General features: G+C 44.1%; 12 protein-coding genes. 6 read left to right on the forward strand and 6 right to left on the reverse strand.

Features of this window, described 5'->3' with window-relative positions:
* Positions 1 to 55: 55 nt before the first annotated feature.
* Complete coding sequence (locus QM873_RS01505; RefSeq protein WP_414278676.1) at positions 56 to 1333, reverse strand: DUF308 domain-containing protein; 1278 nt, start codon at positions 1331 to 1333, stop codon at positions 56 to 58.
* 101 nt (positions 1334 to 1434) lie between these two features.
* Here QM873_RS01505 and QM873_RS01510 point away from each other — a divergent pair, with 101 nt between their 5' ends.
* The 3 genes from QM873_RS01510 (at position 1435) to QM873_RS01520 (ending at position 5023) form a co-directional block, all read left to right on the forward strand.
* The gene (locus QM873_RS01510) at positions 1435 to 3714 is read left to right on the forward strand and encodes a Xaa-Pro dipeptidyl-peptidase (protein ID WP_129269961.1); all 2280 of its coding nucleotides are present in this window, start codon (positions 1435 to 1437) and stop codon (positions 3712 to 3714) included.
* Between the two features lie 112 nt (positions 3715 to 3826).
* On the forward strand, positions 3827 to 4342 hold the full coding sequence (locus QM873_RS01515; RefSeq protein WP_048690819.1) for a DUF536 domain-containing protein: 516 nt from the start codon (positions 3827 to 3829) through the stop codon (positions 4340 to 4342).
* A gap of 87 nt (positions 4343 to 4429) precedes the next feature.
* Positions 4430 to 5023, forward strand: a complete 594-nt coding sequence (locus tag QM873_RS01520) for a 3'-5' exonuclease (RefSeq protein WP_238656735.1) — start codon at positions 4430 to 4432, stop codon at positions 5021 to 5023.
* Between the two features lie 37 nt (positions 5024 to 5060).
* On the opposite strand, the gene QM873_RS01525 is transcribed toward QM873_RS01520, so the two are convergent.
* Together QM873_RS01525 and QM873_RS01530 are read right to left on the reverse strand one after the other, a co-directional pair.
* On the reverse strand, positions 5061 to 5360 hold the full coding sequence (locus QM873_RS01525) for a YbaB/EbfC family nucleoid-associated protein (RefSeq protein WP_156676976.1): 300 nt from the start codon (positions 5358 to 5360) through the stop codon (positions 5061 to 5063).
* A 140-nt stretch (positions 5361 to 5500) separates the two neighbouring features.
* Positions 5501 to 6847: an Nramp family divalent metal transporter gene (locus QM873_RS01530; RefSeq protein WP_156676975.1), complete on the reverse strand. Its 1347-nt coding sequence runs from the start codon at positions 6845 to 6847 to the stop codon at positions 5501 to 5503.
* Between the two features lie 285 nt (positions 6848 to 7132).
* Between QM873_RS01530 and QM873_RS01535 the strand changes: the two genes are divergently transcribed.
* From QM873_RS01535 to QM873_RS01545, 3 genes are all read left to right on the forward strand, one after another.
* Positions 7133 to 7663 (forward strand): hypothetical protein, encoded by a 531-nt coding sequence (locus QM873_RS01535; RefSeq protein ID WP_006595548.1) that lies wholly within the window; start codon positions 7133 to 7135, stop codon positions 7661 to 7663.
* An 87-nt stretch (positions 7664 to 7750) separates the two neighbouring features.
* Entirely contained in the window at positions 7751 to 8923 is a 1173-nt protein-coding gene (locus QM873_RS01540) for a BaiN/RdsA family NAD(P)/FAD-dependent oxidoreductase (RefSeq protein WP_414278677.1), read from the forward strand.
* 197 nt (positions 8924 to 9120) lie between these two features.
* The gene (locus tag QM873_RS01545) at positions 9121 to 10458 is read left to right on the forward strand and encodes a sodium-dependent transporter (protein WP_414278678.1); all 1338 of its coding nucleotides are present in this window, start codon (positions 9121 to 9123) and stop codon (positions 10456 to 10458) included.
* 323 nt (positions 10459 to 10781) lie between these two features.
* On the opposite strand, the gene QM873_RS01550 is transcribed toward QM873_RS01545, so the two are convergent.
* The 3 genes from QM873_RS01550 to QM873_RS01560 all read right to left on the reverse strand — a co-directional run bounded on the left by QM873_RS01550 (position 10782) and on the right by QM873_RS01560 (position 12587).
* Positions 10782 to 11453, reverse strand: coding sequence for a hypothetical protein (locus QM873_RS01550; RefSeq protein WP_414278679.1), 672 nt, complete (start codon positions 11451 to 11453; stop codon positions 10782 to 10784).
* Positions 11454 to 11575: 122 nt separating this feature from the next.
* Positions 11576 to 11905: an AzlD domain-containing protein gene (locus tag QM873_RS01555; RefSeq protein WP_414278680.1), complete on the reverse strand. Its 330-nt coding sequence runs from the start codon at positions 11903 to 11905 to the stop codon at positions 11576 to 11578.
* The gene (locus QM873_RS01560; protein ID WP_048690835.1) at positions 11892 to 12587 is read right to left on the reverse strand and encodes an AzlC family ABC transporter permease; all 696 of its coding nucleotides are present in this window, start codon (positions 12585 to 12587) and stop codon (positions 11892 to 11894) included. Before QM873_RS01560 ends, QM873_RS01555 begins: the two co-directional genes overlap by 14 nt.
* Between the last annotated feature and the right edge of the window lie 38 nt (positions 12588 to 12625).

Consider the following 12625-nt stretch of genomic DNA (forward strand, 5'->3'; position numbering starts at 1 on the left):
AAATCTTGTGCAAAAAAGACAGATTTCTCAAAATTTTGAATCTGTCTTTCTTTACTTAATATACTGTTCGTGTATGGACCCGCCCGTTTGGAGCTTCAAATTCGTATTCTAAGTAATCCTGATAGGTCCCTGGTGCAATCACTCCACGCACATCTAATACAGCCGTTCCCGCCTGTCCCACAATGGAATCTGCTAACAGGCAGCAATTAGTAGACAGAACAAAGTAAGATTTAAAACGCGAAGAAGTAAATTTATATAGCTCAGCCCCTAAATCATATTTCAATTTGTAAGCGTAGGTCGGCTGACCGTCTTCCAGTAACCTCCTAGGTGGATCCCAAGGTTCTAACAACTGATCAATTTCAGCTAGACGCTTCTCTACTGCCTGATTATCTTCTTCGGTAAGGGATAGGCTGTAGCCAAACAGCGTCTTTTGACTCTCTTTTTTACATAGTTCGATGTATGGTTCCTTATCCACTTTAAACAGTACGCCATCCCCAATCGTCCCAAATAGACGCTCTGAAAAGGGATCGTAACTTCCGTAAGAAATGACCTTCCCCTGATAACAAATATCTACATGCCCAATCGCTCCAAATAAGTTGCTGTCAGAAGTATGAACCAAAATTTCTAATTCCCTTGCCTCTTCTTCTTTTTTCACCAATCGATAAGGGCCTGTGTGTCCCGCCGAGCTCCCTTTTTGAAGAAACTGGTTAAACCGTTTTAACTCCTTAGCAGGGATAAAGGCTGCAAAGATAACCGGTAGGCTAATACGAAAGCGACGTTTTAACTCTTGGCCTTGTTGGTCTTTGTCAAATAAAATACCATCTCGAATATTAGAAATCCCCAACAAGACCAGATAAGCCCCCAAGAGGATAAATTGGAAGTGCCCATCTGAACCAGGTTCCAAGACAGTTGCTAGACCAAGCCCACCGTTTAAAAGCGCATCCCATAAATAGAACCAGCCTCCTTTTACCCGATTGGCCTTATAAAGCCAAAATGTGATCCCATAGACAATGGCACTCCCCAACTGATATGCCCCTAAACAAATCACAACTAAGTTTACGGGCAGACTACTCAGTCGATTCAACCAGATCAACGCAAGTGAAAGAAAAATAAACCAAATAGAGTGGCTATAGGAAATAGACTTGCTACGTAACAAAAAGCGAAGAAGAAAGCTTCCTAGTCCATCAACTAAAAAGTAAATGGCTAATAGATCCAAGGAAAATTTGGTGAAACCAACGCCGTTTCGAAAAATGAGAATCCCAAAAATGACGGCAAGAACCCCAAACAATAAGGTCCGTCTTCTTGCAACTTGTTCAAAAGATATTTTTTTCAATATTCCTTCTCCTTATAGACGAAAGGTCTTTAGACAAATACTATTTTATCAAGTATAATATAAAAAGTAAAGAACAAAGAAACTGATAAAAGGAGCAGTCTATGAAATACAATCAATATAGCTATCTATCTGTTGACCAAAAAGACATTCTTAAGGAACTAAAAGAAATTGGGTTTGACCTTCCCACCCACCTCCCAGAAAAAGAACTGTTTGAATGGTTTGTCCGCAAGGTTTACTTCACCTATAAAGATACAGATTATCCCCTCTCTAACCTAGTGGTGGATTCTAAAACAGACTTTTTAACGTATATCCAATCTGACTGCGAATGGTCTCCGAACATTTTTTACACAGTAGCCCTCCAATTACTCGGTTTCCGCTATTTTATTGATTTTGAAGATACGGATAGCTTCTTGAAAGAAGTCCAATTTCCGATTGAGTATGGAAACTTGGTAGAAAACCTCTACCACCTCCTCAATACTCGAACAGTCAAAGGGAATTTACTAATTGAGCAGTTGGTCAGCGATGGCTTGATTCCTGAAGACAATCGCTACCACTTTTTCAACGGAAAAAGTCTAGCTACCTTTAACTGCCATAATGTGATTCGTGAGGTGGTCTATGTGGAAAGTCGGATTGATAGCGACCAAGATGGCCTTCCAGATTTGGTCAAGGTCAATATTATTCGCCCTCGCTATGAAGGAAAAATCCCAGCCGTCATGACTGCAAGCCCTTATCACCAAGGAACCAATGACAAGGCTAGTGACAAGGCACTCTATAATATGAATGTGGACCTCGAGGTCAAAGAACCTCATACCATTCAAGTAGAAGAACCTCAATTAGAATTGGTGGATCCTGTCGGTTCAGCTCAACTAGTCTCTGAGGCTGAAGAAACCCTCACTCATATCAACAGCAGTTATACTCTCAATGACTACCTGCTCGCTCGTGGCTTTGCCAATCTCTACGTCTCCGGTCTTGGAACCAAGGATTCCCAAGGCTTGATGACCAACGGGGATTACCGTCAAATCGAGGCCTATAAAAATGTCATCGACTGGCTCAACGGACGCTGTCGTGCCTTCACAGACCACAGTCGCCAACGCCAAATCAAGGCCGATTGGTCCAACGGCAAAGTTGCTACGACAGGCTTGTCCTACCTAGGGACCATGTCCAATGGACTGGCTACCACAGGTGTCGATGGCCTAGAAGTCATCATTGCTGAAGCCGGTATCTCCTCTTGGTACAACTACTATCGGGAAAACGGACTCGTGACGAGTCCTGGTGGCTATCCTGGAGAGGATTTTGATTCACTCGCTGAGTTGACCTATTCACGCGCCCTTCGGGCTGGAGACTATCTCCGCCACCATGCAGCCCATCTAGCGGATTTGGAACGGCTTAAAGAGCAAATAGATCGCAAAACAGGGGACTACAACCAATTCTGGCATGACCGCAACTATCTCCTTCAGGCAGACAAAGTCAAGGCAGAGGTCGTCTTCACCCATGGTTCCCAAGACTGGAACGTGAAGCCCCTCCATGTATACCAAATGTTCCAAGCCCTTCCAGCCAACATCAAGAAACACCTCTTCTACCACAATGGTGCCCATGTCTATCTCAACAACTGGCAGTCCATTGACTTCCGTGAGAGCATGAACGCCCTCCTTTCTAAAAAATTACTGGGCTATGATTCAAGTTATGAATTGCCAACCGTCATCTGGCAGGACAATACAGGAGAGCAAAGTTGGACCTCCTTGGAAGACTTTGGCAATCAAACAGCCCAGCGCACCTTCTCGCTCGGAGATGGTGAGAAAGTTATCCAAAACCGCTATGCGACAGAAGACTATGAGCGCTATGGCAAGGCCTATCCAACTTTCCTAACGGACCTCTACCAGGATAAGGCGCAACAAGTGACCATCGATCTTCCGATTGCAGAAGACCTACACCTCAACGGAAAAGCTCACCTTCACCTGCGGCTCCAATCTAGCACTGACAAGGGCTTGCTCTCAGTCCAACTCATGGAGCTAGGAAGCAAGAAATATCTCCAACCCTATCCAGCTGTCCTATCCGTCCGTACACTGGATAACGGTCGTTACCATATGCTGGACAACTTGACTGAATTGCCATTTAAGGAAGCCGGCCAACGAGTGATTACAAAGGGGTGTCTTAACCTCCAAAACCGTCATGACCTCTTAGAGGTTGAGCCCGTAACACCAGGAGAATGGATGGAATTCGACTTTGAACTCCAACCAACCATCTACAAACTGGAGAAAGGGACCACTCTTCGTCTCGTCCTTTATACAACCGACTTCGAGATCACTGTTCGCGACCAAACGGACTACCAACTCACTATTGATCTGGCCAACTCGAGCTTAACCCTTCCTAAGATGGATTAAGGAATTTCATGCTTTTTCCTTGTCGTCCCTTCCCTTGCTTGATTTGACAGCCTTGCCTACTTATGATAATATCTAAGAGAGTATTTCATAGAAAAAGAGTTTAGAGGATATTATGGCTATCGAAAAAACAGTCAGCGAAATTGCTGAAATTCTAGGAGTTAGTCGCCAAGCGGTCAACAACCGTGTCAAGGCCCTAGATCCTGAAGATACAGAAAAAAATGATAAGGGAGTTACCGTCGTAACCCGTAGTGGCTTGATCAAGCTAGAAGAGATCTACAAAAAAACCATCTTTGAAGACGAACCAGTCAGCGATGATGTGAAACAGCGTGAATTGATGGAAATTTTGGTAGATGAAAAAAATGCTGAGATTGTTCGTCTCTACGAACAACTAAAAGCAAAAGACGACCAGCTAAAATCCAAAGATGAGCAATTAGCTAAAAAGGATGAGCAGTTGCGTGTCAAAGATGTTCAGATCGCTGAAAAAGACAAACAGCTCGACCAACAACAACAGCTAACCCTTCAGGCTATGAATGACCGCGAAACATTGAAATTGGAATTAGATCAAGCCAATGAAAAGGTTCAAGAACAAGAGAGTAAAGGCTTCTGGAGACGCGTCTTTGGTCGCTAAAAACTGACTTCGGTCAGTTTTTTCTATGCCTTTGCCTCCCCTCAATAATTAGAAAATCCAAAAAAAACATTAGATGAAGGAGTTCCCTTGAAAGAATTAAGCCACTATGTCTCCTTTGATTTAGAATTTAATCAATTTGAAGGAAAGCACCACATTATCCAAGTTTCTGCTGTCCGCTTTGCAGATGGCCAAGAAGTTGCCCACTACGATTCTTATGCCTATACGGATAAACCACTAAAGAGCTTTATCAATGGCCTCACCGGGATCACATCTGATAAAATCCTCCAAGCTCCCCCACTCGAGCAAGTCCTAGCGGAGTTCCGAGATTTTGTTGCAGATAGTCCCCTCATTGGATACAATGCCATCAAGAGTGACCTCCCTATCCTAGCGGAAAACGGGCTAGAGTTCACAGACCAATATGCTGTTGATGTCTTTGAGGAAGCTTCTAAACGCCGGCCTTCTGACCTCCATGGGATTAAAAACTTGCAGCTCCATACAGTTGCTCAGTTTTTAGGAGTAGCAGGAAAATCGCATAATAGTCTAGAAGATGCCCGGATGACTGCACTTGTTTATGAAGCCTTTCTCGAATCAGACCGGGCCCGACAACTCCTAACCGAACAAGAATCCTTTTCTACCTCTCCTTTTGGTGGATTGGACCTCTCCAATTTTTTTAACGACTAAAAAACCTCTATCATCGATAGAGGTTTTCTCTGTATGCTTAGAATGGGAATTTACCAGCAAAAGCTCCCAATTTTTTCTTGGTTGCTGCATCAATTTCTTCGATGGCCGCATTGATAGCTTGAACAGTCATATCAGAAAGAGTTTCTGTATCTTCTGGGTCCACGACTACCGGGTTAAATTCGATGGATACCACCTTTTTATCACCTGTCAAGGTAGCGACAACCAAGTCCTGAGCAGACTTGCCAACAAATTGAGAAGCCGCCAATTCTGCCTGACTTTGTTCCATTTGTTTCTGAAGCTTTTGTGCTTGCTTCATCATATTTTGCATATTCATCATAAGATTTTCTAGATTCCTTTCGTATCAAGGGTTTAGGCCCTGTTTCTTAATTTTTACTACCCACTTCTGCCCATTTTCTAGCTAGATGGGAACTTCCCTTCTATTATAGCATGTTTTCCCCATCCGACAAAGCTGATTTTTTATTTAAAGAGCGTCGTCACAATGAGTTGGACGTTTAAAAGAGTCAGAAGAGTAGCGACTCCGTAAGCTAAGTAGGTATTCCATTTTGCATTGACAAATTCTCCCATGATTTTTTTATTGGAGGTAAAGTAAACCAAGGGAAAAATTGAAAATGGTAGAGCCAGAGACAAGAAGACTTGAGAATAGACCAACAAATCATCTAGAACACTTTCCTGGTCTCCAAAGAGAAAGGCGACAATCAGGACAGGAGTGAGGGCCAACATCCGTGTAAAGAGGCGGACTAGCCATTGAGGAAGACGGAATTTAAGGAAACCTTCCATGACAATTTGTCCCGTCAAAGTGCCTGTAATTGTTGAATTCTGACCACTTGCTAACAAAGCAACAGCAAACAAAGTGGACAGAAAAGGACTTGCAATAGCTCCTGCAATGGCATTGTTTTGCAAGGCATCATACATACTAGAGAAGGCTCCAATTTCTTCTGCGTGTCCAAAAAAGAGGGCCGCTCCGAGAATCAGCAAGAGTGAGTTGACAACAAAAGCCAGAGTCAATTCAATATTGGAGTCCCAGGTCATGAAGCGCACAGCCCGACGAACATCTGCAGGATCCTCATAATCGACCTTGCGTGTCTGTGAAATGGAGGAATGCAAATAGAGATTATGAGGCATGACGGTTGCACCAATTATCCCCAAGGCCAGCGTCAAGGCTTGTGATCCCTTGGGAAGACCGATGCCTACGATTTCCTTCTGAGGAAGAAAGCCAGCAAAAATGCCACCTATATCTGGTTTTGATAGGACCACAAGGTAGATAAAAATCCCCAGAATGGTCAAAATCAAGGTGGAGACAATAGCCTCAATCTTACGAAAACCTAAGTGCATGAGTCCAAGGAGGAGGAAGACATCCAGGATGGTGACCAAAATAGAAAAGAGCAAGGGCCATCCGAACAGCAAATGGAGTGCAATCCCTGAACCAATGACTTCTGCTAAATCTGTCGCCATCAAGGCTAATTCAATCACTATCCAGAGCATATAGCGGAGCCACTTGGGCAAATGCGTCGCTGTTGTCTGGGCCAAATCTTTCCGATGGACAATCCCTAGTTTCCCAGCCATCTGTTGCAATTGCATGGCAATCAAGGAAGACAAGAGAACCACCGACAAGAGCAAGTAACGATAGTGAGCCCCTCCAACAACGCTGGTGATCCAGTTCCCAGGATCCATGTAGCCCACTGCTACTAGGCTCCCCGGACCTGAAAACAATAATAAGGTCCTCCAAAAAGAAGTTCCCTTGGGAACCTTGACGGATTGATTGATTTCTTGGAGCGATTTCCGCTCTAACTGTTCTAAACTCATGATACCCTTCTTTCCATGACGTCACTTCCCCTTGATTATAGCACAAATGGAAGGTTTCGGTAAATTTTTTTGCATTTTCAAAAAAATATGCCCTTCTTCTCCCCACTTCCCCATTTTCTTCGTATTCCTTTAGCAACTTTTTCTCCTTTGCTCCTCTAAAATGAACCAAATAGCTTCAAAAATGAACCAAATAGATTTTTCCCCCTATCTGACTTCAAAAGCTTGTATACTATTCGTAACTGAAAGATAGCTCAGTTATTTACTCAATAGCAAAGGAAAGAAACTATGATCTATGTCATTGAATACAATTATCCCTCTAAGATGTTGGTCGAACATATTAACAACTATCTAGAGAAAAAACGGGTTCGTAATCTACCAGTCAAGCTGGTCTATAATGGAAATATCTCCTATATTGACTATGACTTGAAAAACATTTACTTCTTCTCCTGTCAAGGAAATTCTGGAATCAACGCCTACAAAGAGCTCGAACGCATCCGAAGAAATGATCCCTTCGGACGCATTATCGTTCACTCTAACAAGGTGGACGGACGTAGACTCATGGACCATAAGCTACAAGTCTATGGTTTGATGGAACTAAGCCTTAGTGACTACGGAAAGCCAGACCTCTATTATCAAGAGCTCGACTTCTTGCTCGGCGATCTCTACGAAGAGCTCTGGGAAATGGCGGCAGAAGCCAAGTACGCTGCTGGGAAAAAAACCAATCAGCTCTTCCCACGCTGGGGTCCTGAAATCGGCATTTACCCACCTAAGCGTTATTCCATCCACCTCCGTCAAAATCCAGACGAAGACAATTAACTCATAAAAAGTGGAGCCTGGGGACAGGGTCCATTTTTTATGTTACAATGAACTGGAAATAAAACGAGACAAGAAAAAGGAGACCTTATGAACCACTACGATACCATTGTCATTGGAGGAGGACCTGCTGGTATGATGGCCACCATCTCCAGCGCCTTCTACGGGCAAGCAACCCTCCTCTTGGAAAAGAACCGCAAACTAGGGAAAAAACTAGCTGGGACTGGTGGAGGCCGGTGCAATGTGACCAACAATGGAAGCCTGGACGATCTCCTAGCAGGCATTCCAGGAAACGGACGTTTCCTTTACAGTGTCTTTTCTCAATTTGACAATCATGATATCATCCGCTTCTTCACAGAAAACGGGATCAAGCTCAAGGTCGAAGACCATGGTCGTGTCTTTCCAGCTTCAGATCGTTCCCAAACGATTATTCAAGCCCTGACAGATAAGATTGCCGAGCTTGGCGGTCAAGTCCGCTGCCAGGTAGAGGTAACCTCTGTGAAGAAAATCGATGGACAATTCGTCATCAAATCAAAAGACGAGACCTGGACGGCAGATCGCTTGATTGTGACAACTGGTGGAAAGTCCTACCCTTCGACGGGCTCTACCGGCTTTGGCCACGATATCGCCCGTCACTTCCACCACACTATTACAGAACTAGAAGCTGCTGAAAGCCCGCTCCTGACAGATTTCCCCCACAAGGCCCTTCAAGGGATTTCCTTAGATGATGTGACCCTCCACTATGGCAAACACCACATTACCCATGACCTCCTCTTTACCCACTTTGGCCTGTCTGGCCCGGCCGCCCTTCGCATGTCAAGCTTTGTCAAAGGAGGAGAGATCCTAACACTAGACAGTCTCCCTCACTATTCTAAGGAAGAACTCTCAGCAATCCTAGAGGAAAACCGGGAAAAATCTCTAAAGAATGTTCTGAAGGCCTATCTGCCAGAACGCCTGGCGGAATTCTTTGCCCAGGATTTTCCCGAAAAGGTGAAGCAACTCTCTCCTAAAGAAATCGATGCCGTACTAGCGAAAATAAAGGAACTCCCAATCCCTGTAACAGGGAAGATGTCCTTGGCCAAATCCTTTGTAACCAAAGGTGGCGTCAGCCTCAAGGAAATCAATCCCAAGACCTTAGAAAGTAAGTTGGTCCCCGGTCTTCATTTTGCTGGAGAGGTCCTGGATATCAATGCCCATACAGGAGGCTTTAACATTACTTCTGCCCTCTGTACCGGTTGGGTGGCCGGAAGTCTCCACTATTGACAGCTTTTTCAAAAGATGTTAGGATTATTTTTAGAACAAATCCAGCAACAAACATAAGAGTCATCTTCTAAGAGATGTCACTTTGCGTTTTTATGGCTATTTAGTTCGTACTAAATAGCCTTTTTCTTTTGTCTATGAAAGAGTCTTTGCTGGCCTTTGCCTTCTTCCTATATTTGAATTAGAAATGGAGAATTCATATGGAAAAATCTCAATGGGGTTCCAAAATTGGCTTTATCCTAGCTTCTGCAGGTTCTGCAATTGGGCTTGGGGCTGTTTGGAAGTTCCCTTATATGACCGCTGCTAATGGGGGCGGAAGTTTCCTTCTTGTTTTTTTGATAGCAACTCTACTTATCGGCTTCCCTCTCTTACTAGCTGAATTTACTCTAGGACGTGCAGCTGGTGTCTCTGCCATTAAAACCTTTGGAAAACTCGGTGGCCGTCGCCTCTATGATGGGATCGGTTGGATCGGTGCCTTTGCCCTGTTTATCCTCCTCTCCTTCTACAGTGTCATCGGTGGCTGGATCCTGATTTATTTGGGAGTCGCCTTGGGAGAGTTATTCCAGCTTCTCTCAGTTAGTGACTATACCCAGCTCTTTGGAGAGATTATTTCAAATCCCTGGTTGGCTCTTGGGGCCCAGGCCATCTTCATCCTCCTCAATGTCTTGATTGTTTCCAAGGGGGTGGAACAAGGGATTGAAAAGGCCTCAAAATTCATGATGCCACTTCTCTTCATTATCTTCTTAGTCATGATTGGTCGTTCCTTGACCTTACCTGGCGCTTGGGAGGGAGTTAGCTATTTCCTCAAGCCAGACTTCTCCAAGATGACTAGCCAAGGTCTACTCTACGCTTTGGGCCAATCATTTTTCGCCCTCTCGCTAGGGGTGACAGCCATGTTGACTTATGCTTCTTATTTGGACAAGGACACTGACCTGGTCCAATCCGGGATTTCCGTCGTCCTCATGAATATCGCCGTTTCTATCATGGCGGGCTTGGCGATCTTCCCAGCCATGTCAGCCTTTCAAATCCCTTCTACTAGTGGACCGGGCCTCCTCTTTGTAGTCCTGCCACAAGTCTTTGACAAGATGCCTTTTGGGCCCCTCTTCTACCTACTTTTCCTTCTTCTCTTCCTCTTTGCGACCATTACCTCATCCGTCGTCATGTTAGAGATTAATGTCGGGAACGTCACCAACCAAAACAACAAACAGCGGGCTAAATGGAGCCAAATCATTGGTCTTCTGACCTTTGTCTTTGGGATTCCATCTGCCCTTTCCTATGGGGTGCTCTCCAAGTGGACCCTCTTTGGAAAATCCTTCTTTGATTGCATGGACTTTTTGGTTTCCAACCTCCTCATGCCTTTTGGAGCTCTCTGCCTCTCCCTATTTACAGGCTATATCTTTGATCAAGTCCTAGCCCAGGAAGAACTCAAGGTGGGAGAAGAGAAAACCAAGCGCCTCTTCTTCAAGCTCTGGATTTTCTTGCTTCGCTTTGTGATTCCAATCGTCATCCTCATCGTCTTTATTACACAATTTATCTAAAACAAAATCCACGACTCCTTAAGGATTCGTGGATTTTTGAATGCAGACAAACTATTATTTTTTTATAAAACAGCTGGATAATTTTTAAAAAATGACTTTCATTTTTTAGTCATTTAAGAAGATGAAAAACTTTACGGCGTGAGAAAAGTGCCTGAAACAACTGTGTTTCAGGCACTCGGGAATTTTGAGACCTTAGGCTCAAAATTAAGTCATGGAACTTCGTAGAAGTTCCATGACGTCCGTACTCACCTAAGGAAAGTTTCTAAAATAACTTTATCTTCAATCTGAAATCCACGACTCCTTAGGGATTCGTGGATTTTTCTTTATTTTGTAAGGGAAACACGGAAATCATTGTATTTGCTATAATCAAAGTCTTCATTAAGCCCTGTTACAAATACAATCGGTGTATAATGGCCCTCTTCTAAGATGAAGCCGGGTTTTACCTTCATATTGGCTCCTCCAAGTCCAGCAATCCCTGGAAGAAGGGCATCAAAAGCGCCAGGTTCGTCTGTTTCCCAGTAATAGACATTACCAGATGCTTGAACTGCCTTGGCTTTCGTTGTTGCAGTACGAACAGGATTCAAATCAGCTTGATAAAAGTTCGCTGTTGTAGTGACCGTACCGTCTGCAGCCACGGTCATTTGAACATCTTTGGCAATTTCGGTTGTTCCTGTCCAAGTCCCTACCAGCTCTTCTGGCACCATTTGAGACGAATCTGTGGCCTTATCAGTGCTTGCTGCACCAGATCCTGCAGCGGTTTGACCTGAGTTTCCTGCATCTTGAGAAGCAGCTTGTGCCCCTTCTTGCGCATCCGTTTCAGTAGATTTTGTCTCTTTCTTACCAGAAGCTGCCTTTGTTTTTTTCTGACTAGACTTCACCGTCGTTTGTGCTTCTTTGGCAGAAGATTTGTTCTCTTCTTTTTTTGAACCACAGGCTACGAGTAGGCTTGCAGAAGTTAATCCTAAAAGTGCTAAACTTGTCCATTTTTTCATCATGATGATCCCTCACTTCATTTGATAAAAACTATTATATTACAATATTACTCAATGTCAAGTGTTTTTGAAATATTTTTGTAATATTTGTAACAAGCAGTAATCTATCTAAAAATTCAGGGGATTCAGGCGACAAGCAAACGTAAGAGGGCAACCAAGACAATCCCGAATAGAACCGTACCCATTAGGTTTTTGTAGCGAAAGGCTACTATCATGGTCGGAATGGTTGCGACCAGATCCACCCACCGAACTTGAGGAAACTGGCCTACTTTCCCCTCTACCAGACTGGAAAGGATCAAGGCAAAAATAATAGCAATGGGAAGATACTTTAGAAAACGCAGAACTGGATCTGGCAGACCCCGGTATTTGACCAAAACGAAGGGCAGAATGCGTGGAATCCAGGTGACCACTGCGGACGTCAAAATAACCAAGAAAATCCAACTATTCACGCGCATCGCACATCACCCCCACGAAACAACCTGTTAAAGTAGCCACTAAAACGGCCAAGGATTGGGTCAAAAAGAAGGTCAAGAGGAAAAAGCTAAGGGCTACTGCACCTAAAACAAGGAGCATGGTAGCCATCTTCTCCGTCAAACGCATGCCTTGAAACTGACCTGCAAAAATCCCAATAAACATGGCAACTAAGGCGAAGTCCAGGCCGAAGGCACTAGGATTGGGCAAGAGGGACCCCAGGGCTGTCCCCAAAATGGTTGATAATCCCCAGGCTAGATAACCGACCACATTATTGCCATGCATCCAGGGAACAGTGATCCGGTCACTTTTCAATTTTTCACTCAAATAGACTCCGTAACTCTCATCTGTCAACAAACTACCAATTCCAATATTATGGACCAGGCTAGCCTCCTTAAAATCAGGGGAGGTATGCAGACTCATAAGCATATTGCGCAAATTGATGAAAAAGACGGTTAAGGCAATATTCATAAGGGACGAATGAACGGCAATCAAAGAGATCATCGCAAACTGAGAAGCCCCTGCGTAAACCAAGAGACTCATCAAGCCCATTTCTAAAGGGGAGAGATAGGGAGACGCCACCACACCACAGGCTAAGCCAATACTGATATAACCCAAGGCCGTCGGAAGGGCATCCCTGACCCCCTGCTGAAAATTCTTTTCCACTCCTTCTTCCTTTCCTTTTTTGATGCTATCTATTATAA

Source organism: Streptococcus australis, from assembly GCF_047463015.1.
Taxonomy (GTDB): Bacteria; Bacillota; Bacilli; order Lactobacillales; family Streptococcaceae; genus Streptococcus; species Streptococcus australis_F.